This is a genomic window from Methylocystis parvus, from assembly GCF_049675845.1.
Classification (GTDB): Bacteria; Pseudomonadota; Alphaproteobacteria; order Rhizobiales; family Beijerinckiaceae; genus Methylocystis; species Methylocystis parvus_A.
In genome coordinates this window covers 1,857,217-1,881,781 of record NZ_CP187161.1, presented here as the reverse complement: position 1 = coordinate 1,881,781, position 24,565 = coordinate 1,857,217, and the positions used below count along the sequence as shown (strand labels likewise).

The 24,565-nt window shown below is 64.0% G+C and carries 31 protein-coding genes and 1 tRNA gene; 24 read left to right on the top strand and 8 right to left on the bottom strand.

Annotated features, from left to right (window positions below; genetic code table 11):
* Positions 1-292 precede the first annotated feature (292 nt).
* A complete protein-coding gene (locus tag ACPFMJ_RS09675) occupies positions 293-496 on the bottom strand; it encodes a hypothetical protein (protein ID WP_424363580.1) in 204 nt (67 codons plus the stop codon).
* Entirely contained in the window at positions 493-729 is a 237-nt protein-coding gene (locus tag ACPFMJ_RS09670; protein ID WP_424363579.1) for a hypothetical protein, read from the bottom strand. The genes ACPFMJ_RS09675 and ACPFMJ_RS09670 overlap by 4 nt, the downstream gene beginning before the upstream one ends.
* A 112-nt stretch (positions 730-841) precedes the next feature.
* Between ACPFMJ_RS09670 and ACPFMJ_RS09665 the strand changes: the two genes are divergently transcribed.
* From ACPFMJ_RS09665 to ACPFMJ_RS09590, 16 genes are all read left to right on the top strand, one after another.
* Positions 842-1,450, top strand: coding sequence for an XRE family transcriptional regulator (locus ACPFMJ_RS09665; protein ID WP_424363578.1), 609 nt, complete (start codon positions 842-844; stop codon positions 1,448-1,450).
* A gap of 24 nt (positions 1,451-1,474) precedes the next feature.
* Positions 1,475-1,759, top strand: a complete 285-nt coding sequence (locus ACPFMJ_RS09660; RefSeq protein WP_424363577.1) for a DUF3862 domain-containing protein — start codon at positions 1,475-1,477, stop codon at positions 1,757-1,759.
* A gap of 27 nt (positions 1,760-1,786) precedes the next feature.
* Entirely contained in the window at positions 1,787-2,338 is a 552-nt protein-coding gene (locus ACPFMJ_RS09655) for a hypothetical protein (protein WP_424363576.1), read from the top strand.
* A 64-nt stretch (positions 2,339-2,402) separates the two neighbouring features.
* Positions 2,403-2,795 carry a hypothetical protein gene (locus tag ACPFMJ_RS09650; RefSeq protein WP_424363575.1) on the top strand — a complete coding sequence of 131 codons (393 nt, stop codon included), beginning with the start codon at positions 2,403-2,405 and terminating at the stop codon, positions 2,793-2,795.
* 174 nt (positions 2,796-2,969) lie between these two features.
* Positions 2,970-4,250 (top strand): leucine-rich repeat domain-containing protein, encoded by a 1,281-nt coding sequence (locus tag ACPFMJ_RS09645; RefSeq protein ID WP_424363574.1) that lies wholly within the window; start codon positions 2,970-2,972, stop codon positions 4,248-4,250.
* On the top strand, positions 4,247-4,489 hold the full coding sequence (locus ACPFMJ_RS09640) for a hypothetical protein (protein ID WP_424363573.1): 243 nt from the start codon (positions 4,247-4,249) through the stop codon (positions 4,487-4,489). Before ACPFMJ_RS09645 ends, ACPFMJ_RS09640 begins: the two co-directional genes overlap by 4 nt.
* 10 nt (positions 4,490-4,499) lie before the next feature.
* Positions 4,500-4,787, top strand: coding sequence for a hypothetical protein (locus ACPFMJ_RS09635; protein ID WP_424363572.1), 288 nt, complete (start codon positions 4,500-4,502; stop codon positions 4,785-4,787).
* A gap of 9 nt (positions 4,788-4,796) precedes the next feature.
* Entirely contained in the window at positions 4,797-5,264 is a 468-nt protein-coding gene (locus ACPFMJ_RS09630; RefSeq protein ID WP_424363571.1) for a hypothetical protein, read from the top strand.
* Positions 5,261-5,503 carry a hypothetical protein gene (locus tag ACPFMJ_RS09625; protein ID WP_424363570.1) on the top strand — a complete coding sequence of 81 codons (243 nt, stop codon included), beginning with the start codon at positions 5,261-5,263 and terminating at the stop codon, positions 5,501-5,503. Before ACPFMJ_RS09630 ends, ACPFMJ_RS09625 begins: the two co-directional genes overlap by 4 nt.
* The gene (locus ACPFMJ_RS09620; protein WP_424363569.1) at positions 5,500-7,692 is read left to right on the top strand and encodes a ParB/RepB/Spo0J family partition protein; all 2,193 of its coding nucleotides are present in this window, start codon (positions 5,500-5,502) and stop codon (positions 7,690-7,692) included. The genes ACPFMJ_RS09625 and ACPFMJ_RS09620 overlap by 4 nt, the downstream gene beginning before the upstream one ends.
* A gap of 3 nt (positions 7,693-7,695) precedes the next feature.
* Positions 7,696-8,181, top strand: coding sequence for a single-stranded DNA-binding protein (ssb, locus tag ACPFMJ_RS09615; RefSeq protein WP_424363568.1), 486 nt, complete (start codon positions 7,696-7,698; stop codon positions 8,179-8,181).
* 10 nt (positions 8,182-8,191) lie between these two features.
* Positions 8,192-8,638: a hypothetical protein gene (locus ACPFMJ_RS09610; protein WP_424363567.1), complete on the top strand. Its 447-nt coding sequence runs from the start codon at positions 8,192-8,194 to the stop codon at positions 8,636-8,638.
* A gap of 46 nt (positions 8,639-8,684) precedes the next feature.
* Positions 8,685-9,503, top strand: coding sequence for a hypothetical protein (locus ACPFMJ_RS09605; RefSeq protein WP_424363566.1), 819 nt, complete (start codon positions 8,685-8,687; stop codon positions 9,501-9,503).
* Positions 9,504-9,550: 47 nt separating this feature from the next.
* Positions 9,551-10,714 carry a phage Gp37/Gp68 family protein gene (locus ACPFMJ_RS09600; RefSeq protein ID WP_424363565.1) on the top strand — a complete coding sequence of 388 codons (1,164 nt, stop codon included), beginning with the start codon at positions 9,551-9,553 and terminating at the stop codon, positions 10,712-10,714.
* Complete coding sequence (locus ACPFMJ_RS09595; protein WP_424363564.1) at positions 10,711-10,938, top strand: hypothetical protein; 228 nt, start codon at positions 10,711-10,713, stop codon at positions 10,936-10,938. The genes ACPFMJ_RS09600 and ACPFMJ_RS09595 overlap by 4 nt, the downstream gene beginning before the upstream one ends.
* A complete protein-coding gene (locus ACPFMJ_RS09590) occupies positions 10,925-12,034 on the top strand; it encodes a tyrosine-type recombinase/integrase (RefSeq protein WP_424363563.1) in 1,110 nt (369 codons plus the stop codon). The genes ACPFMJ_RS09595 and ACPFMJ_RS09590 overlap by 14 nt, the downstream gene beginning before the upstream one ends.
* A gap of 583 nt (positions 12,035-12,617) precedes the next feature.
* Here the strand turns inward: ACPFMJ_RS09590 and ACPFMJ_RS09585 are convergent.
* Positions 12,618-12,887: a general stress protein gene (locus tag ACPFMJ_RS09585; RefSeq protein WP_424363562.1), complete on the bottom strand. Its 270-nt coding sequence runs from the start codon at positions 12,885-12,887 to the stop codon at positions 12,618-12,620.
* 371 nt (positions 12,888-13,258) lie between these two features.
* Here ACPFMJ_RS09585 and ACPFMJ_RS09580 point away from each other — a divergent pair, with 371 nt between their 5' ends.
* Together ACPFMJ_RS09580 and ACPFMJ_RS09575 are read left to right on the top strand one after the other, a co-directional pair.
* Positions 13,259-13,624 carry a hypothetical protein gene (locus ACPFMJ_RS09580; protein WP_424363561.1) on the top strand — a complete coding sequence of 122 codons (366 nt, stop codon included), beginning with the start codon at positions 13,259-13,261 and terminating at the stop codon, positions 13,622-13,624.
* A gap of 186 nt (positions 13,625-13,810) precedes the next feature.
* Positions 13,811-14,008 (top strand): hypothetical protein, encoded by a 198-nt coding sequence (locus tag ACPFMJ_RS09575; RefSeq protein WP_424363560.1) that lies wholly within the window; start codon positions 13,811-13,813, stop codon positions 14,006-14,008.
* Here ACPFMJ_RS09575 and ACPFMJ_RS09570 read toward each other — a convergent pair.
* The 3 genes from ACPFMJ_RS09570 to ACPFMJ_RS09560 form a co-directional block, all read right to left on the bottom strand.
* Entirely contained in the window at positions 13,993-14,268 is a 276-nt protein-coding gene (locus ACPFMJ_RS09570; RefSeq protein WP_424363559.1) for a hypothetical protein, read from the bottom strand. The two genes, ACPFMJ_RS09575 and ACPFMJ_RS09570, sit on opposite strands and share 16 nt — an antisense overlap.
* A gap of 41 nt (positions 14,269-14,309) precedes the next feature.
* Entirely contained in the window at positions 14,310-14,615 is a 306-nt protein-coding gene (locus ACPFMJ_RS09565) for a hypothetical protein (protein WP_424363558.1), read from the bottom strand.
* A 72-nt stretch (positions 14,616-14,687) separates the two neighbouring features.
* A tRNA-Asp gene (locus tag ACPFMJ_RS09560) sits at positions 14,688-14,764 on the bottom strand.
* Between the two features lie 172 nt (positions 14,765-14,936).
* Between ACPFMJ_RS09560 and ACPFMJ_RS09555 the strand changes: the two genes are divergently transcribed.
* The 5 genes from ACPFMJ_RS09555 to ACPFMJ_RS09535 all read left to right on the top strand — a co-directional run bounded on the left by ACPFMJ_RS09555 (position 14,937) and on the right by ACPFMJ_RS09535 (position 20,687).
* On the top strand, positions 14,937-15,242 hold the full coding sequence (locus tag ACPFMJ_RS09555; protein WP_424363557.1) for a succinate dehydrogenase assembly factor 2: 306 nt from the start codon (positions 14,937-14,939) through the stop codon (positions 15,240-15,242).
* Between the two features lie 17 nt (positions 15,243-15,259).
* On the top strand, positions 15,260-18,781 hold the full coding sequence (gene mfd / locus ACPFMJ_RS09550; RefSeq protein WP_424363831.1) for a transcription-repair coupling factor: 3,522 nt from the start codon (positions 15,260-15,262) through the stop codon (positions 18,779-18,781).
* A gap of 262 nt (positions 18,782-19,043) precedes the next feature.
* Positions 19,044-19,886, top strand: coding sequence for a Spy/CpxP family protein refolding chaperone (locus tag ACPFMJ_RS09545; protein ID WP_424363556.1), 843 nt, complete (start codon positions 19,044-19,046; stop codon positions 19,884-19,886).
* A 264-nt stretch (positions 19,887-20,150) separates the two neighbouring features.
* A complete protein-coding gene (locus ACPFMJ_RS09540) occupies positions 20,151-20,438 on the top strand; it encodes a hypothetical protein (protein ID WP_424363554.1) in 288 nt (95 codons plus the stop codon).
* Between the two features lie 81 nt (positions 20,439-20,519).
* A complete protein-coding gene (locus ACPFMJ_RS09535) occupies positions 20,520-20,687 on the top strand; it encodes a hypothetical protein (RefSeq protein ID WP_424363553.1) in 168 nt (55 codons plus the stop codon).
* A gap of 15 nt (positions 20,688-20,702) precedes the next feature.
* On the opposite strand, the gene ACPFMJ_RS09530 is transcribed toward ACPFMJ_RS09535, so the two are convergent.
* Complete coding sequence (locus ACPFMJ_RS09530) at positions 20,703-22,343, bottom strand: multicopper oxidase family protein (RefSeq protein ID WP_424363552.1); 1,641 nt, start codon at positions 22,341-22,343, stop codon at positions 20,703-20,705.
* 239 nt (positions 22,344-22,582) lie between these two features.
* Between ACPFMJ_RS09530 and ACPFMJ_RS09525 the strand changes: the two genes are divergently transcribed.
* Complete coding sequence (locus ACPFMJ_RS09525; protein WP_424363551.1) at positions 22,583-23,611, top strand: TonB family protein; 1,029 nt, start codon at positions 22,583-22,585, stop codon at positions 23,609-23,611.
* Positions 23,612-23,740: 129 nt separating this feature from the next.
* Here ACPFMJ_RS09525 and ACPFMJ_RS09520 read toward each other — a convergent pair whose 3' ends face one another.
* Positions 23,741-24,520, bottom strand: a complete 780-nt coding sequence (locus ACPFMJ_RS09520) for a polyphenol oxidase family protein (RefSeq protein WP_424363550.1) — start codon at positions 24,518-24,520, stop codon at positions 23,741-23,743.
* Positions 24,521-24,565 lie beyond the last annotated feature (45 nt).

Here is a 24,565-nt window from a genome sequence, read left to right as displayed (position 1 = left end):
GACGATTTGGTTGGCGGACACACATTTTGGCCGGCATCGGGCCGCGATCCATCGACTTGCGGCGTTCCGAACGAGCTCTCGGCCTGGGGACGATTTCGCATCGGCTGAAGCCAGATCTCTTCGCCCGCTTCGACAATATTGCGCGCGCAAGCTTCGGATAGCCTGTAACGCGCTATGCCGCCGGGCGTTTGGAGATGGAGCGTCGGTGCGCCGCTCACCGGATGGCGCGTCGCGCCATACCACTCGGCGACGATGTAGCCATCCGCTGACCGGAGCCGCGTGTTTGCTTCCGTCATGATTGCGTCCCGTAAATCCGGTCGAAACATTCGAGGAGGAAACCGACATCCGCCTTGGGGAAGGTGACAGGCGTCGCCTCGCCCTGCGCGTCGCGGAAGACGACGACGATCTCGCAATCCTCGTCATGGACGGACACGATCCCGGAGAAGCGCAGATAGGGCTCCTTCACGGGCGCTGCCGTTTCGACGGAGGGCGTCATTGGGCCTCCGCAGGGAAAGGGGAGCGGGCGGATTGCTCTTCGACGGGGAGGAAGTCACGCGCCGCAACGACGCCGCCGGTCAAATCCTCGATGCGAACCAACTCGGAAAGACGAGGCGTGCGCTCACCGTATTTCCACTTGCGCACCGCCCCCTCAGACACAGGCGGATCGAACTGCGCGCCGAAACTGGCGTCAGAAATCTGTTTCTCTTTGAGATAGTCGAGGAGTTTCATGGGCCCCTTTCCAATTGGCGGGTATAATCCCCAAAATGGGGATGATCGTCAACTAGAAAATTCCCCACAATGGGGCGCGCGTCCCGCGGTGAATAGTGGAAAAATCCCCGTTATGGGGAACAATCTGAAAAGTTTGAGAAAAGCAGCGAAGCTAACGCAGCCACAAGCAGCTGCTGCGATGGGGCTTTCAAAGGGTGGCTATGTTAAGCTTGAGGATGGAGATCGCAGGCTAACCGCCGACTATATTTCTCGCGCGGCAAAGGCTTTTGGGGTCAGAGAGTCGGAAGTCTTCCAAGATATCCCGGATGCAATCCCGGTCATGGGGAAGATTGGAGCCGGCGCGGAAATCGAACCGGATTTCGAGCAGGTTGCGGAAGGCGGGCTATATGAGATTCAGTCGGATCTTCCTCTCCCGGACGGAATGATAGGGTTTGAGGTAGAGGGGAACTCAATGTGGCCGCGCTATGACGCGGGAGACATTGTGATCTGCTCTGCGGCGGGCGTCGCGCCGGAATCGTTAGCTCCCGGTGCCGAGGCTGCCATTAAGACGGCAGACGGGCGTAGGTTCCTCAAGAGGGTCAGGCGGTCTGGCAGGGGCTACACGCTGGAAAGCCACAATGCAGGGCCGATTGAAAATGTGCAGATCGATTGGGCATCCGAGGTAGTTACTGTCGTCCGCGGTAGCCAGTGGCGCAGGTTAAATGGAAAATTTGCGATGTGACCCAGTATTCAGAAGGGAGCCGAAATGTTTTTGCGAGTTTCAATTTTATTTGCGCTCACCGCATTCGTCACGCCCGCTACAGCTTGTGCGGTCACTGCGGACGGATATTCCTCGCTCCGCGAGGGAGATAGCTACCGGAGTGCCGTCAGCAAGCTCGGCTGCGACGGCGAAGAAATATCGAGGTCAAGCGTCGCTGGATACACGACGGTCATGTATATGTGGAATGGCAGCGGGCTTGGTGCCAACATGAACGCCATGTTCCAAAATGATAGACTTGTTTCAAAATCCCAATTCGGATTAACCCGCTGATGATCGGCTCGTGAGGAGAGCGGCGTCATGGTTGTTATTCTCGGCTGGACTCTCGTTTGGGGAGTTGTTTGGGGCCTCGTTTGCGGGATCGTCGCAGCAAACCGAGGGCGATCCGGAATCGGGTGGTTTTTCCTCGGGTTTTTCTTTTCCTTCATCGCTGTGATCGTTCTCGCGCTTATCCCGGCGTTGAACACCACGCCGCAACAGATCATCGTGCAGCTTCAAGGCACACCAGGAATTGTCCCGAACGACCCCGCCATAGAAAACCAGCTTGGGGACCGAAAGACTCAAGGCGGCTCCAAAGCTGGTGTGTGGGTGCTTGCAGTTTTCGCCTCTATGATTGCGCTGGGAATGCTTATGAGCGGCAAGGACCGCAAGCCGGAACGCGAAGTTGTGACGCATACCGCCGTGCCCGTGTCGGCGCCTGCGCCGGCTGCTTCATGGGCCGATGGGTCCCCGCCGCCCACCGACCCTGCGCCGCCAGAGCCATCTCAGGTCAGGCCTCCTGCCGCTGCCGCTACCTCGCCGGCAAAGCAGCGCCAGCCGGCGAAGAGAAATCTGCAAATCATTATCGAGTGATTTGAACCGCTCCGCCCGCGGCGCCGGCAGCGTGACGCTCTGCATCGAGTGAGAGAGGCTCGGCATGGAAGAAGGTGACGAAAAGTTATTTAAGCAGTTCGAGCGCTGGGGAGAGCTAAAAGTTCGCGCAGACGTAGCCATCAAGAAATATCCAGAGCACGCTCATACGTCCGCTCTTCGTTGGTTGAGGGGAATCGATGAGGCGCGGGAACGCGCCGCAGCAGACATTGCAGCCGAACAATTAGAAATTGCGCGCTCCGCTAAGGATGCGGCGTGGGCCGCAGCCAAGGAAGCGGAGCGCGCTTCCTCCGCCGCCGAGCGCGCTTCCTCCGCGGCGGAACGACAGGCCGCCGCGGCGGAGCGCGCTGACACCAAGGCATTGATCGCAATAATAATTGCTATTGTATCGGCCGCGACGGCGATAGCTTCGATCATCGTTCCTCACTACTGGAAATAGGCCAGCCTATCGCGGCCAAAACGATCCCGGCCCCGCGCCGGGCTTTTTGTTTTTAGGGCCGCTCATAGGCCATGTCGACAAAAATCCCCAAAATGGGGTTGACATAAATCCCCAAAATGGGGAATATCCTCCCCATACCACACAGCGGCCACCCGAGCCGCAGGGGAGGTTTGCTTGAAACTCGATACTCATTGGCTCGATAGCCATAAAATCGATTACGTCATCGCCGCAGATGGCGCGCTCCACGTCGGCGGCTCCCTCGGTTTCCGTGACACGCAGATCACGGCGCTGCCCGAGGGCCTCCACGTCGGCGGCTCCCTCGACCTCAGAGGCACGCAGATCACGCCGCTGCCCGAGGGCCTCCACGTCGGCGGCTTCCTCGACCTCGAAGGCACGCAGATCACGGCGCTGCCCGAGGGCCTCCACGTCGGCGGCTACCTCGACCTTCGTGGCACGCAGATCACGGCGCTGCCCGAAGGCCTCCACGTCGGCGGCTTCCTCAACCTCGAAGGCACGCAGATCACGGCGCTGCCCGAGGGCCTCCACGTCGGCGGCTTCCTCGACCTCCGTGGCACGCAGATCACGGCGCTGCCCGAGGGACTCCACGTCGGCGGCTTCCTCAACCTCGAAGGCACGCAGATCACGGCGCTGCCCGAGGGCCTCCACGTCGGCGGCTACCTCTACCTTCGTGGCACGCAGATCACGGCGCTGCCCGAAGGCCTCCACGTCGGCGGCTCCCTCGACCTCCGTGGCACGCAGATCACGGCGCTGCCCGAGGGCCTCCACGTCGGCGGCTTCCTCGACCTCCGTGGCACGCAGATCACGGCGCTGCCCGAGGGACTCCACGTCGGCGGCTTCCTCAACCTCGAAGGCACGCAGATCACGGCGCTGCCGGATAATCTGACGGCCGAAGAAATCCTGTTCGAAGGTGATATCGGCGAGCAATCTTTCGCGATCTTCGACGGAATCGGATGCGTCGTTCTGTCGAAAAAGGAGATGGATGGCGTCGAAGTCCGACACTGCCGGAAATCGCATTTTGAGAACGGACAATGCGTCGGAGAGGCGTTTTTTGTGGCATCGCGCGGGGGCGAAAACGCACACGGCGACACGATCCGCGAGGCGATTGAAGAACTCGCGTTCAAGGGCGGAGATCGCAACGTCGAGCAATATCGAAGCATCCCGCTCGATACCGTGAAGAGCCCGCAGGACTGGGCGTTCGTCTACCGCATAGTTACTGGAGCCTGCCAGTTCGGAACGCGCGAGTTTATGAAGTCGAAGGGCGAACTCAAGGACAGCTACACGCTGGCTGAAATTCTCGAGCAGACGCGTGGCGCGTATGGGCATGAACAATTCGCGTCAGTCGTCGCGCCGGGTTGGCGAGGCGATGAGATCAAATCGCGCGTCGCCCGCCGCGCTGTGGAAGCCGCCCGCGAAATTCACGGGGAAAACGCATGAAGCGCGCGCCATTCTCCCCCAGGGCCTTCCGCCAGATCACGCGCCCGCTGATCCGCGCAGACGGAACATTCGACCGCAAGAAGATTTTCGCCGATGCGCGCGCCCGTTTCGCGAAGGCGCGCATGAAGGGCAAAGCGATCACATGGGCCAGGGCGATGTTTGACGCGTGGGAGTTCGCTCACCGGCAGATCGCGCTCGCCAGCTCATTCGACGCGAATTCCATTCCTCTCGCCGCATAGGAAAGCCCGCATGCCTTTTGAAAGCCTGACCCGGCGCCTGCCGGCCTTTGCTCACGTGACGATTGCACAAGTCTCGGCGGCTTTTCGCTTCGTCGGCGACGTGATCGAGGACGTCATGAGAGACGACTGTTTCGAGCGGATCGACTGGCTCGCCGAACAGATCGTCGCGGGCTGCGAAGCCCGGCGCCGCCTAACCGACGTCGAGCGCGCCGCAGCCGGTTACGCCGCCTTGGCGCTGCTCTCGACCGGCCTCCTCGCCATCTCGGCGGAGGCCGCGCTTCTCTGGTTTCTCGTCTAGGAGGCGTCCGTGACGCAGCTCGCTTATCTTCACGAAGTCGCCGCCTCGGCCAAATGGCCTTACGGGCGGGAGGAAATGGTCTTTGCGCCCCTCATCATCCTGCGCATGTCGGACGATCTCGAGACGCTCGACGCGCTTGGGGAGGCGCCGTCGCCGGAATCGCTCGCCGCGCTCGGCTGGCCCTCCGACATCGTCGCCGCCCATTATGACGACGCCGCCCGCGCCGCCGACGTCTCGATTTCGATCGCGCGAATGGTGCGCGCCGAGCGTCGCGACGCGCCGGCGGCGCAGGTCGAACCTGTCGGGCAATCGTCGGGCCCGGAAAACGACAACGCCCGCGCCGCCAATTTCTTCGATGCGCGCCAGGACGCGCTGCGCCGCGAAGCCCGCGCCTTCCTCGCCGGAACGCTCGGCGGCCTGCTCGCATCTTTCCTGCTTGCGCGCGCCGTCGAGTTTGCCTGGAGGCTCGGCCAATGACGAGCGCGCCGGACCTTTCCGCAAAGGATCTCTGGCGCGACGCCTATGACGGCCGCGTGTGCCGCGAGATCGGCGACAGCGATGGCCTGAAGGCCGCGATCCTGCGCCTTGCCGTGTTTCAACCCACCGGCCCGCGCGGCAAGCGCGCCGCGCTCGACGCGTTTCGCTGCGCGGCCGTTCGCGATCTTTGCGCCGGACTTTCTCAGGAGCGCCCGGCGGCGCTGAAGGAGGCGTCATGACCACATTGAATCTTTCCGACATTGCCGGACTCTCCCGGTTCAATGCGCGCCAAAGCCACGCGGCCGAGGATATCGACGAGCTCATCGGCAGCATCATGGAGATGGGCGTCACCGAGCCGCTTCTCGTGCGCAACGAAGACGGCGAGACGCGCGTACTCAATGGCGGGCGCAGGCTGATGGCGCTGCGCCGCCTCGCGGAGAACGACGCGCTTCCCCGCAATTTCGGGATCCCGGTCGCTTTCTTCGAAGGGACGGACGAAGAGGCTTTCGAGGCCTCGCTGATCAGCTTCGTCCAGCGGCGCGATCTGCATCCGGTCGACGAGTTCGAGCGCTTCGTCGAGCTGCGCGATCGCTTCCATCTGGACGAGACCGCGATCGCGCGCAAGACGGGCAAGAGCGTGCGTTTCGTGAAAGAGCGCCTTCGCCTGGCGCGCCTCTCGTCGAAAGTGCGCGAGGCCTGGCGCACGGGCCGCATCGTCGCGGAAGTCGCGCAGGCTTTCTCCGCCAGCGAAAGTCACGAGACGCAGGACGCGATTCTCGAAGAACCGGACCTGCGATATTTCTCCGCCGAAAGCATCCGCAGGGAGTTGCGCGGCGAGAACGCCGTCCGCGCCGACGATGGCGATGCGATCTTCGTCGGCCTCGACGCCTATGTCGCCGCCGGCGGCCGCGTCGACGAACAGCTCTTCGAAGAGGATAGCTGGCTGCTCGACCCCGCTCTGCTCGACCCCGCTCTGCTCGACCCCGCTCTGCTCGACCGCCTGGCGCGCGAGAAGCTGGAGGCGCTCGGCGAACAAATCTGCGCCGAGGAAGGCTGGGGCTTCGTGACGACCGACCTCGCGAACGTCGGCTATTCCGCACAGCGGCAAGACCTCACCGAGGAAGAAGAAGCGCGGCTCAATGAGATCGACGCGACCGAGCCGGCCGACGACGCGGAGCAGGAACGCCTCGACAAGGAACGCCTCGACATCGAAACACGGGCCATCCTGCGCGCCTTTTCGCAGGAGGATCGCGCGCAGCTCGGCGTCTGTCTCTTCGTGGATTCGGAAGGAGCGGTCGTCGTCGAGCGCGGCGTCAGCAAATGCGCGCCCGAGATCAGGAGCGAACACGAAGAGGAAGCGCCGGCGCGCGCGCCGAGCGGCTCGGCGTCCTTCGGCGCCGCGCCTGCGGCCGCAGGCCTGCCAGCCTCCGAGCCGATCGGGAAATCTCTCAAGGCCGTCCTCGACGAGACCGCCGAAGCGGCGCTCGGCGCGGTCGTCGCGCGCAATCCGCGCCTCGCCATGATCTACGCCGTCGCGGCCATGGCTTGCAGCTATGGCCGCGAGGCGATGGAGCTGTCGGGCGTGCCGATCCGCGGCGCCGATCTCAAGAGCGAGCTGCTCGCTGAGATCGCGCATAAGCGTTTCGAGCAGGCGCTGGCGCGCTGCGCCGAGGCGGACGCGGATCCCGCGCTCATCCCCGTCGCATTCGCCGAAATCATGAGCCACGCCTTCCGCCTCGCGCGCGCCAATCTCTTCGACCAGGCGCAGGTCATGCTCGCCGTCGCCTCTCGGCAAAGCGACATCCGCGGCGCGCTCTGCGAATCGTTCGATCAGGAGGCTTTCTTCAAGGCCAGCCCGCGCGACATTGCGGTCGACGCCATTCGCGCGATCGACGGCGAGGCGGCGGCGGCCGAGGCCGGCAAGCTGAAAAAGCCGGAGCTGGTCAAACGCGCCGCGCTGCTCGCGAAAGACCGCTTCTGGCTGCCGGCGATTCTCGACGACGCGGTTCGTTCGCCAGAGGAGCGCGAAGCGGCGGCGCCGGCGCCGGACGCACGCTCAACAGCGGAAGCCATGCGCGACGCGATCGAAGCAGACGAGACTACCAGGCCGCGCGGCGTTCTGGTGGATGAAATCGTCGACGGCTGCGAAGTCGAAGAGCGGGCGACGGCGGAAGCGCGCGTCCTGACCTTTATCGAACTGTGCTGTGCACGGGGCGGTGAAAAGGACGATGTCGGCAAAACCAAAGCCGCGACCCTGTACGCCGCCTTCGTCACTTTTTCCGAAATGCGCAATCGTCCGCCGATGACGCTAGCCGAATTCGGCTCCGCCGTCGCCACGCTCGGGATCGAGAAGAAGCGCGTCAAGAACGGCGTGCATTACCTCAACATCGCGCTCGCCGAGTCCGGCGCGGCGCAGGCGGCGGAGTAGCCCATGGCTGGCAGCGTCAACAAGGTCATTCTCGTCGGTCGCCTCGGTCGCGATCCCGATATCCGCACCATGCCGAGCGGCGGCAATGTCGTCACCTTCTCGGTCGCGACCGACGAAACCTGGCGGGACAAGAACAGCGGCGAGCGCAAGCAGCGCACCGAATGGCACAATGTCGTCATCTTCAACGAGGGGCTCGGCAAGATCGCCGAGCAATATCTCAAAAAGGGCAGCCGGGTTTACGTGGAGGGCATGCTCTGCACGCGCGAATACACGGACAAGGATGGCAATCAGCGCAAAGTGACGGAGATCGTTCTGAAGGCCTATCAGGGCGAAATCTGCCTCCTCGACAACGCCCAACGCGCCGGCCCCGATCCGGAAAGCTACGGCCAGACGTCGTCGCGCCCGAAGCAATATGACGACCCGCGCATGGCCATGGGCGAAAAGCCGCAACGCCTCGCCGATCAGCTCGACGACGACATTCCGCTCTGAGGAGAAGCGCATGCAACCGATTGGACAGAAATGGTGGCCCGAGCATTTCCTCGACGAAGTCATGCCGCCGGGCCGCGATCATCCCACGGCGTGGATCGAAACGATCGGCGGACGCGCCTGCATCGCCGCTCCGGACGACGATCGCGAGCCGCGCGAATTGAAGGATGGCGACCTGGTGCGCTTCCAGCGCTGCGACGATTACGGCGTCATCGATCTGCATCTGCGTCCCGACGGATACTCTCTTTCCCAGGATCCGCCGAAGGAAGCCGAACAGTGTTGCGTCCTCGACGGCTGGAACGTCGAGACGGTGGCGATCGACGTTGCCGAGATGGTCGAATCGCTACGCGACGCCGGCGCCGACCCGGAGACTTACCGCGCGGCCTTCTATACTTTCGTTGACACGGGCGACTGGCGCTATTGCGCGGCGACCAACGCATTCGAGCAGGTCCAGTCATGAGCAAGGCGCAGCAGCGGCTCGACGCTCATCTGATGTGGAGGCGGCAGTGACCTATCTGCGCCCGATCCGCCCGCTCGATATCGGCCCGGTCGATCGTGCGCCGATCGTCGAGTCGGCGCCCGCCTTCGGCATGCTGTCGCCGGTGGAGCTCTGTGTCGACGAGGATTATCAGCGCGGCCTTTCTGAGCGCAGCCGGCGCCTCATCGCGAAGATCGTCGCGAAATGGGATTGGGCGCGTTTCAAGCCGCCGATCGTCGTCAATGTCGACGGCGCGTGGCACATTGTCGACGGCCAGCATACGGCGATCGCCGCGGCGACGCATGGCGGGATCGACAAGATTCCGGTCATGATCATCGGCGCGAAGGATACGGAAAGCCGGGCGCGGGCCTTTGTCGGCCATAATCGCGACCGCGTGGCGGTGACGCCCATCCAGATCCACCACGCAGCCGTCGCCGCTGGCGACGAGGACGCGCTCACCATCGAGCAGGTCTGCAAGCGGGCGGGCGTGACCCTGCTGCCATGCGGATCCAAGGACGGCGTCTATGAGATCGGCGCAACCACGGCGATTTCGACCATCCGCACGCTCGTCGCGCGTCGTGGCGCCATGGGCGCGCGACAGGCGCTCGAGGCTCTCGTCATCGGGGAATGCGCCCCGATCGCCGCCGACGACATCAAGGCGGCCGAGGAGCTGCTGCATGGCAAGGAATACAAGGGAACCTTCGCCGTAACCGAGCTCGGCGCAATCTTTAGGGCGTCGCGCAGCAGCGGCGCGTTGGAGCCGTCTATCATCCAGCTCGCCATGTCCAAGAAAATCCCGCGCTGGCGCGCCATGGTCATCTTTCTCTTCAACCGGTCGAAGCGCTAGCGGGCCCAGACGCGTGAAACTCAAACGGAAGGGGAGGGCGTGAGCCCATGAGCGAGAGATCGTCGATCGAATGGACGGACGCAACCTGGCAGATCGTGACGGGCTGCTCGATCGTTTCCCCCGCTTGCACGAATTGTTATGCGATGCGGCTCGCAGGCACTCGGCTTCGCAATCATCCTTCCCGTGCCGGCTTGACGCGCGAGACGAAGACGGGCCCGGTCTGGACGGGTGAGGTCCGGTTCAACGAGGAATGGCTTTTGCAGCCGCTCCAGTGGGAGCGCCCGCGTCGAATCTTCGTCGCCGCGCATGGCGATCTCTTTCATGAGGGCGTGAAAGACGAATGGCTCGACCGCATCTTCGCGGTTATGGCGCTGGCGAGCTGGCATACGCTCCAAGTGCTGACGAAGTGCCCAGCGCGCATGCGAGCCTATATGAGCGATCCGCGCAGGCCGCATCGTATCGCCCGCGCGATTCTCGATCTCATCATTGCGGGGAGAGTCCCAAAAAGCGCTATTTCTGACGATCACTGGCCGATCAAAAGCATTGGCGACGTAGATTTGCCAGACGACATAACCCTGCACCGGTGGCCGCCCGCTAATGTCTGGTGCGGCGTGACGGCCGAAGACCAGAAGCGCGCCGACGAGCGCATTCCCGACTTGCTCGCTACGCCGGCGGCCGCGCGTTTCGTGAGCGTCGAGCCAATGCTCGGCCCGGTCGAGTTGGGCAATCTGCCATTCGCCAATGGGCAAATGCACGTGAAGGCGTTGACCGGTGAAACGCTTTCGCGCGCCGGCGACTACGACAATGACGGCCCGCGTCTCGATTGGGTCATCTGCGGCGGCGAGAGCGGCCCGAACGCGCGCCCGATGCACCCCGCATGGGCGCGCAGCCTGCGCGGTCAATGCGCGGCGGCGGGCGTTCCGTTTTTCTTCAAGCAATGGGGCGAATGGAAGCCCGTTTGCGAAATGAGCGAAGACGAGATTGACGCGGCCTATCACCCCGCGCTGAAAACTTTTCCAGAAGCCGCGCGCCGCCGACGCTTCCCACAATGCGTCTTGCACGACGACGCCAATCGCTTCGTCGCCGTCGAGGCGCACGGCGCTTTTCAGGGCGGGAAACAAGCAATGCTCATGATTCGCGTCGGCCGTGCCCGCGCCGGCCGCCTTCTCGACGGCGTCGAGCATAACGGCTTTCCGGAGCCCCGCCCATGAGCGCCCGCGCTCCCTTCCGTCAGCACGATCTCGCCCGCGCGCTCAAAGCCATGGCTCACGCCGGTATAGCGATCGCCGGCGTGCGCCTCGACGGCGACGGTGCGACGATCTTGACGACGACGGCTTCCGAGAGTCTGTTGAAGCCAGAGATGGTCGAAGCCGCGGGCGTCTTTGCGCGGCTCAACGAGCTCTACGGGCCGGAGGAGCGCGATGGTCAGGATTAGAGTCCCATACTACCGCGTCGTGCGCGGCAATGGCTTTTGGCAGCCGACGCGGGAAATGCGCGCGGCGGGGCTCGAGGCGCTCGCCTGCGGGCCGGACGGCCCCGAAGCCTGGCGCAAGGCCCAGGCGCGCAACAAGGAATGGCAGGCCATCAAGGCGAAAGCCCGCGCGAAGCCGTCCATGCCGCTCGCGCCGCGCGGCTCTCTCGACGAGGCGTTCCGCCGCTACCGCGCAACAGGAGAATGGTCGCTCAAGGCCGACCGCACGCGCGAGGAATGGGATCGCGCCTGGGCGCATATCGGTCCGATTTTTGGTCCCATGCCGCCGGCGGCCGTGACGCTGGAAATGATTTCGGCCTTCCGCCTTCGCGTCGAGCGCAAGGTCTCGCGCCGCGAGGCGCATCGCGTCGTCAAGATCTGGCGCGCGCTGTGGCGGGTCGCCGCCGCCCTGGGCTATTGCGAGCGGCACGCCGATCCGTCGCTTGGCGTGCGAAACCTCGAACCTGCGCGGCGCCAGGCGCTCTGGACGCACGCGGAGGCGCGCCGCCTGGTCAAGACGGCGTGGCGAGCGGGTTACCGCGGACTCGCCGCCGTCATCGCCGTCGCCTGGGATTCGAGCCTCTCGCCAGTCGACGCGCGCGGCCTGACGCCCGCACAGCGCGCCAGAGACGGCCAGGGAGACGTTTTCGACGTCTCCCGCGCCAAGACGGGCCGCTCGGCGATCGCGACGCTCTCGCGCCCTGCGAGCCGCATTCTCGACGCCTATCTCGAAGGGCTCGGCGCAGCGATCGCGCCGACGGCGCCGATCTTCCGGAACCGCTCCGGCCGCCCCTACAGCAAGGACACGTTGGGCGATGATTTTCGGTCAGTCCGCGCGCTGGCGTTCGGGCCGAGCGAGCGACGTACGCTCGCCGACTTTCGTCGCAGCGGCGCCGTCGAGGCGCTGCGCGGCGGGGCAGGGGCCGAGGAGATCGGGACGAAGCTCGCGAATGATTTTGCGAGCAGCGCGAATCTGCAGAAGACATACGCGCCGGTTGACTTGGAAACCGTGAGAAAAGTGGACGAAGCGCGGAAACGCGGACGGCTTCGCAAGCGCTGACTTAGTCAGTCGCGCCGAGCAAGCGACTGGCTTCCAGCGACGCAACCTGCCTGCTTAAATTACGACAAAGGCTCGTCTATTCGCCAGAGAGCCCTATCCTCAAAGCATCGTCGGCAGCCTGAAGGCCGCAGGCGTCGACGGCTGAGAGACTGAGAGCTCCCGCTTACAGCTAAGTGAGGGGGGACGGCCATGGTGGTTGAAATAGCAGTAGAGCTTGGCGGGAAGAGGCTCTTTCGCCGTATTTTCGATACGGAAGGGGCCACTTCTATCGAGCAGTTCCGGCGGGATTTCTATGTAGATTTCGCACGGGAGAATCCTGACGTTTCCCTTGCGAATTCTTTGATCACGGAAACATGGACCCCGCTCGAGGGCCGCAACTCCGAGCGCATGCACGCCAACATGACTACCCCGGAGGCAATTTCGCGCCTCGGCCCCATGAGTCGACGCCGGAAGCTTGCTTCGGGATAGCATGGCCGTTGCTAGCGGCTCAGGTTTCTCATTTCCCGAAAGTTTCCGCAATGCGACAATTCGGCTCATCCGGGCAAATACGGTATTTGAAAATTCTATCGCAGGAGAGCCGCCCTTAGCCTTTGTATCTTCGCGGGCTCTGGTGCGAGGCCTTCCCACCCTTCGCGCCGGCTTCGGACGCGAGCGCTGGGTCTTTGGAAAACGATCTATTGGCCGGGTTCACCGAATGACCGCCCTTCTTGCCCGCCGCGGACGCCAACGCAGAATCCCGCGAAAAGCTGCGCTTCTCGGGCGGCACGCTCTTGCCGCCCTTCGCTGAGATCTCCCGGCGCTTCTCGGGAGAGATGGAGGCGAAGCCGCGTTTGCTCTTCCTGGCGTCGTCCATCTGCGCTGCTCCGATCAAACCCAAACAGCTAAGCTAGAATGCATAATTGCGATTAACGCAAGCGTGGCTATTCGCGGCGAGACATCGGTCGCTCTTCAGCGTCTCGGCCGACGAAGCATTTCTGAGGGCCCGATCTCGAGCAGATAGATTGCCGGTCGGCAGCGCGCACGGCTTATGCCGCCCCCATAGACCGCCGACCTCGCAGCCTCGGGATATGCGCGGCCGAAGGGCCCTCGCTGCAGCGGGCGTTTTTACAAGGCGGTGAAGTCCTCGAATTGATCAAAAAAGTCAGCGATTAGGTAGAGTTACGTATGGAGTCCTTTTCGATCTCGACTAAGCTTTAATGGTTGTTTTTGTTGGAGTTTATGTAAATGAAAACGGAAAATGCGTCATATGTCGCACAGGCTTCGATCACTGCGTTTGTGGCGCTATTCGCGGCCTTCTGGCCACCAGACGTTTTCGCCGAGGAGGATGCGCCCGAGGCGAAGGCGACGAAACTCGCGGCGCTGGCGCTCTACACCGAGACCTGCTGCCCCGATCTCATGGCGGATTTATCCGCAATTGCGCTCGAGGGCGATCGACGCGTCAGCATTCGAGATTGGGAGCCTGGCGGCAGGATGCGCGGACTTTTCAAAGAGGAATTGCAGACGCTCCTTGCCGAAAAGGGCGTAATCCATAATCGAATTTTTTGCATTATAATGGAAGCCACACACCGGAGCGCGCTGAAGCATCGTTGAGAAGCACCTTAGACTCCTCCTTTTCCGGCGGAGTCTGTCGCCCGTCGGAGGCGTAAACAGTTCCGTTTTGGGGAAGCCGTTGAAACACACGCGGGAAATCCTAAAAGCGCGAATTGTCTTTATTGTTCTCTGGAACGCAGCTCTTTGCGGCTGCCGGACATATTGGCCCATATAAGAGATTTTGAAGTGTATAACGATTTCGATCGAGACCTTTCGCCTGTGGCTCTCGCATATTCGGAAATCATCCTCGCCCGCGGCGCGCTGTCCCGCGCCCTGCGGTTAGGTGTCCGCGACGATATCAAGAAAGCGATCTACGCGCTCCGCGCCGCGCGCATCGCCTACGCCTTCGAGCTTTCGCGAGATCCGCTTTATTGGGGAGCCTGATCGAGCGCTTGTCCATTGTCGTTTTCGTATCGAGATTTTTCGTAGTAGAGTTCTACTTCTAAACCCAGCAATTCTTGAAAAGCGCTTCTGATTGCACGCGCGTAAAGCGAGCTCATCCCGGGCGGATAGGCGAAAACCTCAGATGACAGGTTTCCATCAAGGAAGGATAGCCTTGGGGTTATGTCTTGTATAACCCAGTCAACAGCGTCATCCTGCAACCCCTTTTCGCTAAGCATTTGTTTTAAAATGTCATCCATCATGTTGCCCGCGCTTCGCAATCCCGTTTGACGGTCTGCGCAATCTACATCAGGAAGAGAGCGGTCATAAGACGCTGTGTTTCCGCACTGTTTCGCTGCTGGAAGCCTTTTGGATTAAAAAAATGGCAAGAAAAGAACAGTTTACGCTCCTGTTGGGGATATGCATGTTCGTCGCGCTCATCGTGTCCGTCAGCCTGAGCCCCACATCCGCGCCACGGTCCTTGTGGGTCGGCCAATCGAACAACCAAAAATAGACGCCAATGGGCGCGGATCAAAGGGCGAATGCCACCATGATCGTCGTCTCCAGAAACCCGCGCGCGCTTGCGCGCGCGGAGGGAGGAAACAAGCATGATTTTTCGTAATGCGTTCCGAAAAATCGCCGGAACATCATTTGGGAATGGCTAGCTAACTTGCTGATTTCGTGGCGAGAGAGACGGGGCTCGAACCCGCGACCTCCGGCGTGACAGGCCGGCGCTCTAACCAACTGAGCTACTCCCCCGCGCGGCGCGTTGTTCGCGCGAGGACTGCGGGATAGGGCGCCCGGATTTGTAAGTCAAGCGCCTTTGTGCGACGCCCGCGTTACCGCGCTTTTCTTTCGGGTCCCGCTGCGATAATCCAGCCCAAGGGCGGGGCGCGAATTCTCGGGCTCCGCATTTGAAGCGATTCACTCCATGCCCCAACATCCACAGGCCGAGGCGTCCGGCCTCAGCGAAAGCGACATCCGCCGCCGCCGGATCAAAATTCGGGCGTGGCGCCGGGGCATGCGCGAGCTGGACATCCTCGTCGGGGGGTTCGTCGACGCCCGGATCGACGCGCTGAGCGAGGCCGAGCTCGACGAGATGGAGGCGCTGCTCGACCTCCCCGACGCCGAGCTCCTGAGTTGGCTCGCGGGCGGCGCGGCCCCCCCGCCCGAGCGCGACACGGCCCTACTTAAAGCGATCATCGCTTTCCACACCCACGACGGACCCATTCATTGAGCAAGGCGGCCGTGAAGATGAAGGGCGCGGCCAGCGCGCTCGAAAATGCGCGTGCGCGCCTCGCCAAGGGCGAGAAGCTGCTCTTCGCCCAGGCGCCGGAAGGGTTCGACGCCTTCCTCTGCGCCGATCTCGCCCGCGCTTTGGCGCGGGAGGCGGAGGGGCGCCCGGCCGTCTTCGTTCACGTCGCGCGCGACGGCGCGCGCTCGGCCCAGTTCCGCGAGGCGCTGCGCTTCGCCAATCCCGATGTCGAGATTCTCGACGTGCCCGGCTGGGACTGTCAGCCCTATGATCGGGTCTCGCCCCACGCCAATGTCGTCGCGCGGCGGATGACGGCGCTGTCCCGCCTCGCCCGCGCCAGCTCCTCCGCCGAGCGCCCGCGCGTCGTGACGACGACGGCCGACTGCCTGCTCCAGCGCGTGCCGCCCAAAAAGATGGTCGCCGCCGAAAGCTTTTCGGCGGCTCCCGGCAATGTGGTGAAGCTCGACGAACTGGCGCTGTGGCTGGAGGCTAACGGCTTTCTGCGCGCCAGCACGGTGCGCGAGACCGGCGAATACGCCCAGCGGGGCGGTCTGATCGACCTCTTCCCGCCCGGCCTGCCGGCGCCTATCCGCCTCGACTTCTTCGGCGATACGCTCGAATCCATCCGCAGCTTCGATCCCGAGACGCAGCGCGCCACGGGACAGCTCCGCGCGCTCGATCTCACGCCGATGAGCGAATTGCGGCTGACATCCGACACGATGCGGCGCTTCCGCCAGAATTACGCGGCGAAGTTCGGCGGGCAGACGCGCGGCGACGCGCTCTATGAGGCGGTGAGCGAGGGCCGGCGCCATCACGGAATGGAGCACTGGCTGCCGCTCTTCTATGAGCGCATGGACACGCTCTTCGACTATCTTGGCGAGGCGCCGCTGATGCTCGACGCGCTGGTCGAGGATGCGGCGAGCGAGCGCATCAAGCAGATCGCCGACTACTACGACGCGCGCAAGGAGGTCTACGACCTCGATCCCGCGGGCTCGAACTACAAGCCGCTGGAGCCGGGCGCGCTATACCTCACGCGCGAGGAATGGCGTGATGCTCTCGAAGAGCGCGGCGCGGCGCATTTCTCGCCTTTCGCCTCGGAGCGCGCCGACGCCGTCGATTGCGGCGCGCGTCCGGGCCGCGACTTCGCGCCGGAGCGCAACGAGCCGGAGACGAACGTCTTCCAGGCGGCGGTCGACCATGTGCAGGCGCTGCGCGGGCAGGGCAAAACCGTGATCGTCGCCGGCTGGTCCGACGGCTCCTGCGAGCGTCTCGGCCATGTGTTGCAGGAACACGGGCTCAAGGATTTTTCGCTCGTCAATTCCTTGCCGATGGCGCTGGCGAAAGGGCAGGGCGCCGCGACGCTCGCCGTGCTCGGCGTGGAACATGGCTTCGAGACCGACGCTTATGCGCTGGTGGGCGAGCAGGACATTCTCGGCGACCGTCTCGTGCGCCGCCGGCGTAAGCGCAAGCCGACCGAAAATCTCCTCGGCGAAGTCGCCGCGCTCACGGCGGGCGATCTCGTCGTGCATGTGGACTACGGCATCGGCCGCTTCGTCGGCCTGACGACGCTCGACAGCGGCGGCGTGCGCCGCGACTATATCGAAGTGCATTACGCGGACAGCCAGAAGCTTTTCGTGCCGGTCGAGAATTTCGAGCTGCTGAGCCGCTATGGCGGCGAAGACGCCGACGCGCAGCTCGACCGCATGGGCGGCACGAGCTGGCAGGCGCGCAAGGCGCGGATGAAGAATCGCATCCGCGAAATGGCGAAGGGCCTCATCGCCATCGCCGCGCAGCGCCAGCTTCGCGCGGCCCCGAAGCTCACGCCGCCTGAAGGCCTCTACGACGAATTCTGCGCGCGCTTCCCTTACGACGAGACGGAAGATCAGCTCTTCGCGATCGACGCCGTGCTCGACGATCTCGCTGCCGGGCGGCCGATGGACCGCCTCGTCTGCGGCGACGTCGGTTTCGGCAAGACGGAGGTCGCGCTGCGCGCCGCCTTTGCCGCCGCGATCAACGGCAAGCAGGTGGCGGTCGTCGCGCCGACGACGCTTCTCGCGCGCCAGCATTTCAAGACCTTCAGCGAACGCTTCGCCGGCTTGCCGATCAAGATTGGCCGCCTCTCGCGCATGGTCGGGACGGCGGAGACGCGCGAAACGAAGAAGGGCCTGACGGATGGCACGGTCGACATCATTTGCGGCACGCACGCCATTCTCGGCAAGGGCGTCAGCTTCAAGGATCTCGGCCTCGTCATCATCGACGAGGAGCAGCATTTCGGCGTCGGCCACAAGGAGCGCCTGAAAGAACTGCGCGCCGAAGTGCATGTGCTGACGCTCTCGGCGACGCCCATTCCGCGCACGCTGCAACTCGCCATGACGGGCGTGCGCGAACTCTCGCTCATCACGACGCCGCCGGTCGATCGCCTGGCCGTGCGCAGCTTCATCTCGCCCTTCGATCCGCTCATCGTGCGCGAGGCGCTGCTACGCGAGCGCTATCGCGGCGGCCAGGCCTTCTTCGTCTGCCCGCGCATCGAGGATCTCGACGAAGCGGCCGCCTTCCTGCGCGAAAATCTGCCCGAAGCGAAATTCGTCGTCGCGCATGGGCAGATGTCGCCGACCGATCTCGAAGAGAAGATGTCCGCCTTCTATGACGGCAAATTCGACATTCTGCTCTCGACGACGATTGTCGAGTCCGGCCTCGACATTCCGAACGCCAACACGCTGATCGTCTGGCGCGCCGACATGTTCGGCCTTGCGCAGCTCTATCAGTTGCGCGGCCGCGTCGGCCGCTCCAAGACACGCGCCTATGCGCTCTTCACGACGCCCGCCAATCGCACCATCACGCCGCAGGCGCAAAAGCGTCTCGAAGTGCTGCAATCGCTCGACACGCTGGGCGCAGGCTTCCAGCTCGCCAGCCACGATCTCGACATTCGCGGCGCCGGCAATCTGCTCGGCGACGAGCAGTCGGGCCACATCAAGGAAGTCGGCTACGAACTTTATCAGCAGATGCTCTCCGACGCGATCACGCTGCTGAAAGCAGGCGTCGAGGAGCCGCAGGAGGAGGTCTGGTCGCCGACCATCGCCATCGGCGCGCCGGTCACGATCCCGGAGGATTACATCCCCGATCTCACGCTGCGCCTGCAGCTCTATCGTCGTCTTTCGACGCTGGAGACCGATCAGGACATCGAGGCCTTCGCCGCGGAGATGATCGACCGCTTCGGTCCCATTCCGCCGGAGGTCGAGCAGCTTTTCGAGATCGTCGCGATCAAGGCCATGTGCCGCCGCGCCCATGTCGAGAAGGTCGACACCGGCCCGAAGGGCGTCATCATCTCCTTCCGCGACAATCATTTCGCCAACCCCGCGGGATTGGTTCGCTACGTGGCGGAGCAGGGCGTCTCCGCGAAGGTGCGGCCCGACATGCGCATTGTCTTCATCCGTGAATTCGAGTCGATGAAGCAGCGTCTCGCCGGGACGCGCCGCATCATGCGCGCGCTTGTGGAGATCGCCGAGAAAAAAGTCGCCTAACGCGGCGATTTTGCATTGCCCATTGCGGCTGCCGCGACCTGTCGCCGCAGCGTAACCCGCCCGCGAGAAGCATCGTGCGGCAGCCTTGATTGTGCGGCGCACGCATGGCGACGGCGAAACGTTGACGTGCTGTGGCTCCGTTTGACGCGCGACAATTGGCGGGATGCTTCGGACCGGTTTCTGTGACAATGTTGCGGACGAAAGCTGCTTTGGCGATGTAAATCGCCAAAGCAGCGAATCAAGAATTTCAAGGGAGATAAACATGATCGCGCGGGCCATCTTCACTACGACGAGCATTGCGGCGCTTGCGTTGGCGTCCAGTCTGGTTCTCGCACGGGCGGAGCCGGCTCCCGAGATGGACCACAGCAAGATGGACCACAGCAAAATGGACCATTCCGCGCATGGCGCCGGCGCCGCGCAATGGGCCGATCCCGGCAAGGCGCAATCGGCCCCGGCCGCCGAGGCCGCGAAGCCCGACGCGCCTTCGGCGGCGCCGAAGGCCGATGAACATGCGGGCCATCACGGCGGCGGTTCGGGCGGCGACATGGGCGGCATGATGGGCGGCATGATGGGCGGCGGCATGAACCATGGCGGCTCGGGCGGCGGCGGCATGGGCGGCATGTCGCATGGCGGCGACAAGGGCGGCGGAATGGGCGGCATGATGCAGCACATGATGTGCGGCTTCACCGAACATCTCGAAGGGCGCCTCGCTTATCTGAAGGCCGAGCTGAAACTCACCGACCAGCAGACTTCGGCCTGGAACAATTTCGCTGACGCCTGGCGCGCCGCGGCGCAGAAGGCGCAGGCAAAATGCGGCGCGACGGAAGAGCGCGTGGATCACGCAAAGCCGCCGGTGCTGAGCAAGCTCGACATGATGGAAAAGCACATGACCGATCATCTCGACATTGTGCGCGCCCAGAAGGCCGCGATCGAGCCGCTCTTCACCGCGCTCTCCGACGAGCAGAAGAAGATCGCGAGCGAAACCATGACGCACTTCATGAAGGTCGGCATGTCCATGGGCGGCGGCGGCATGGGCGGCATGGGTGGAATGATGGGCGGTATGGGCGGCATGAGCCATGGCGGCTCGGGCGGCATGCAGCACTGACATACGCACCGACGATTAGGGGCCCCGCATTCGGATGCGGGGCCTCTTATTTTTGTCAGCTTGGCCGTTCGCGACAATTCGAAACAACCGGATCACAATCGCTTGTCATTTTGGCTTTATCGCAGACCGCACGGCGCTGGCCCTAAAGTCGTCACAATGAAGGCCGCTTAAATGAGGCGGCCGCCTTGCGGATGATTTTTCCCCGCCGCGGCGAAATGGACTTGCCGGCGCGTCGCGCCGCGTCCGCAAACCAAAAGGACAGACATGACCAAGACCCGCGTTTTCGCGTGCTGTGCGCTTTTGATGACGGCCATGCCGGCCTTTGCGAGGTCGCCCGCCGCCGACGCCGTCGGCGCCGTTCTTTCCCGCCCGACGCCCGTCGCGCGCAAGGCGGAGATCGGCCGCCAGGTCGCGCGCATGTGCAATATGTCGCTCTCCGACGATCAGCTCAGCAAGGCGTCCGCCTTCATCGAAGCGAACCGCGGCAAGGGCGTCGCCTGGGTGGCCGATCAGATCAGCAAGAGCGAGCTCAGCTACGCCTGCAATATCTGACGGCGCTCACATAAGCCGGTCATAGGGGCGCCGACGCCGAATGGCTCGGCGCTTGCTTCGCGCTTGAAAAGCGAGAAGCCCATGACCGTCGCCGAACTGATCGAGAAACTCCAGCGCATGCCGGATGAAGCCGTCGTGCTGCTCGAAGCCGAAGCGGGACTCGCCCGCGTCGCGGGACTCAATCTGGAAAAGAGCGCGACCATCGGGCTTCCCGACGAGGTCATCCTCTTCACGGACGCGGAAGAATAGGCGCGCGAGGCGCGCTCACTCCACAGAGAACTCCCGCATCATGCCCATGTCCTCATGTTCGAGGTTGTGGCAGTGATACATGAAGCGCCCTTTGAAATCGCCGAAAGGCTTGGCGATGCGGATGAGCTCGCCATGGGTGACGAGCACCGTGTCCTTCAGGCCGCTGTCGATCAGCCCCTCGCGGATCGTCGCGTAAGCGTCGGGGTCGTCGCCATTGTAGCTGCGGCTCAATATCTCGAACTGCTGACCGTGCAGATGGACCGGATGGGCCATGTTCATCATGCCCATCATCCCCATTCCACCGCCCATGCCGCCCATCATGCCGCCGCGCATCATGCCGGGGCCCATTCCGCCCATCCCCATGCCGCCCATGCGCCCCATTCCCATGCCGCCCATGCCGCCGCCATGTTCGTGGAAAATCTCGAAGAGCTGCACCGTGTCGACGGGCGCGCGCTCGATGTCGAGCAGGTCGTCATGGTAGGTGCGGCCGTTGATTGCGACTTCCATATGGCCCATCGAAAGCGCAATGGGGCGCGGCTTGTCGCGATTGGCGATGTCTTCCATCCGGTAATGCCTGATGGTCGAGAGCTTCTCGGGAAGCTTCGGGCTGTCGCTCATCTCACGCGTCACCGTCACGCTGAAGAGCGGATAGTCGTCGCCGACGATCAGCCCGTCGCCGCCCATGCGCTGCGCCATCGGCGGCACGAGGCCCTCGAATTCTCCGCTGCGCATGACGAGCTTCGAGCCCGCCTTGCGGCCGGAGAAATCCGCCCAGAGATCGAGCCGCTCGCCCGGCGCGAGCATCACATAGGGCCGCGTCTCGGGCTTCTCCAAAAGCCCGCCATCGACGCCGATGACGGTGAGCGGCGTTCCGTCGTCCCAGCGCAGCTTGTAGATGCGGGCGTTGGAGCCGTTCACGACGCGCAGCCGGTAGGCGCGGCTCGCGACCTCCAGATGGTAATCCGGCCGCCCGTTGACGAGAATGCGCTCGCCATAGAAGCCGAACATGTCGCGATGCATGCCGCCCCAATAGGCGAGCTGGTTGTTGTCGTCGAAGCTGCGGTCCTGCAGCACGATCGGGATTTCGTATTCCCCCGAGGGCAGGCCGAGCGCGCGCTCTTCCTCGTCCTCCACGATGATGCCGCCGGCGAGGCCGTGATAGACCTGCGTGGCCGTCGCCTCATGCGTATGCGGATGGTAGAAATTCAGGCCGGCGCGATTGCGCATCTCGAATTCGTAGACATAGGTCTCGCCGGGATCGATCGCGGCCATGGGATGGCCGTCGGCCTCCATCGGCACATGCAGGCCGTGCCAATGGGTGATGGTCTGCTCGGGCAGATCATTGCGAAGGCGGATGCGGATCTTCTGGCCCTTTGCGAAGCGCATCAATGGACCGAGATAGCTCCCCGGCAGATTGGTCAGCGTATTGGCCGGTCCCTTGAGCAGATTGCCCGCATAGCGCCAGACCGAGGTTTGCGCGCCGTCGAGGATGGCGACCGAATCGCGCTTGCAGACAAGCTCGATGTCGACGTCCGGGTTGAAGCTCTCGGACGCCGCGCGCGGCTGCGTTTTCCCAAAGGCGAAAGAAGGCGATGCGAGGGCCGCCGCAGACGAAAGCAGAAAGCCGCGCCGCGTGAGACCGAAGCTGCTGCGCATTGATTCTCCCCTTTGCGCGGCAGGGCCGCGCCCTTTTATTAGCTCTGCCTCATATAATGGCTGGACGGGCGAAAAACCCTGCGGCATAAGGCGACATTGCGGCTCTTGGGAGCGCCTTGCCCCAAAAAACGCCAGAAGGTTTGCGAAGGGGGCGGCGCATGTGGCAAATTCCCCCGTGATTTCGCCCCTGTGATTGGCACGCAGGTTGCCCCGGCTCGCGGACGGGTTCCCCCATCGAGATGAACGAAACGGTCAGACAAAAGCCGCGTGGCGCGTTGCTCGCCGCGGTCGCCATGGACCGGCTGTTCGAGCCGCGCCCGGGCGGCGGCGCGCCGCGTCCGCGATTCCTGGCCTTCGTTCTGCTCGGCCTGCTGCTGCATCTCGCGCTGCTGGCTTTCCTCCTGTGGGAAGACAAGCGCAACGCCTTCGTCCCGCCGCCGGAGGAAATTCCGGTCGAGGTGATCACCGAGCCGCCGCCGCCCGAGCCGCCGCCGGAGGAGAAGAAGGAGGAGCCGAAACCGCCGGAGCCTCCGCCGCCGGAAGAGAAACAGCAGCAGAAACCCCCGCCGCCTCCGCCCCCGCCGACGGAGATCGAGAAGCCTGCCTTCGACGCGCCCAAGGCCGAGAGCAAGTCGAAGAGCGAGGTGAACGCGCCGGAGGAGGCCGATCAGGCCAAGACCAAGCGCAACGAGCCGGAGAAATTCGCGCCGAAGGACGAAAAGCCGCAGGGCCTCAAGGACGCCCCGGACGACGCCGACGGCGAAAAGCCGCCCGAGGCGGCCGAGCAGAAGGAAGTGGAGGACAAGCCCGACGCCGAGATCATCGAGCGCGCGGAAAAAGCCCCCACGCCCACCGACAAGCCCAAGACCGAGGATTCGAAGCCCGCGAAGAAAGGCGACGCCAATTCGATCGCTGATCAGGTGGCTGCGCTCGCGCCGCTGCCGGACTTCAAGCTCGCGGCGCCGCCCAAGCCCTCGCCTGTCGGCGGCGGGCAGGCGAAGACGACCTACCTCTCCATCCTCTACGGCCTCATCATGCCGCATATGCGCATACCGCCGCGCGTGCGCGAGATGCAGATGTCGTCGAAGGGGGTGGTCGCTTTCTATATCGACGAGATGGGCAATCTCACCCATCAGGCGGTCTACAAGTCGAGCGGTCTGCCCGACCTCGACGCCGCCGCGCTCGCCGCCGTCCGCACCGCCGCGCCCTTCCCGCCGCCGCCGCGCGGGCTCCCGCATTCGATGCTGTTTACTTACGCGACGAAGTAGGGGCGGACTTGCCCCCTCCCTGTCCCTCCCCCGCTTTGCGGGAGAGGGGACGCTCGCGATCCAGAATTCTTGATGAAGGCGACAATGTAACTCCCTCTCCCGCGAAGCGGGGGAGGGCTGGGGAGGGGCTCACCCCTCCAGCGCAATGGCCGACACGAGCCGCCCGTAATCCGGCTCCTGCCGGTGAACGCTGCGGCGATAACTGAAGCAGCGCGCCTCGTCCGCATAGGTGTCGACGCCCAGCGCCTCGAAGGAGGCGATCTCGAGCCGGCCGACGCGCATGGCGATGAAGCCCTGAAGATCGAACATCGAATGCCCCGCGCGCGGCGAGGGCGCAAAGAAGCGCGCGTAACCGGCGTCTTCCTCGATGAAACGGGTTGAGAATTCCGGCCCCACTTCATAGCTCTCGGGGCCGATCGCGGGCCCCAGCGCGATGTGGATGTCCGCCCGGCGCGCGCCCTGCGCCTCCATGGCGGCGACCGTCGCCTCGATCATGCCGGTGAAGGCGCCTTTCCAGCCGGCGTGGCAGGCGCCGATGACGCCCGCCTTGGCGTCGGCGAAGAGCAGCATGCCGCAATCCGCCCCGGTGACGCCCAGCGCCAGCGACGCTTCTCGCGTCACGAGCCCGTCGCAGCGCGGGCGCTCTTCGGGCGCCCAGGGTTCGCTCACGGTGAGCGCGTCGGCCGAGTGAATTTGAAACGGCACCAGAAGCCGTTCGGGGGCGACGCCGACGCGCGTCGCCATGCGCGAGCGGTTTTGCGCGACCCGCTCGGGCGCGTCCTTCGATCCGACGCCGCCATTGAGCGAGCCATAGACGCCCTCCGACACGCCGCCCTCGCGGGTGAAGAAGGCGTGGCGTACGCCGGGCAGGTCGAGATTGCGCGCGGTGAGGGCGGGGGGGGTGGTCATGTTGGTCCTGCTTGTTCCCTCCCCCCGTTCAGGAGGAGAGGGGGC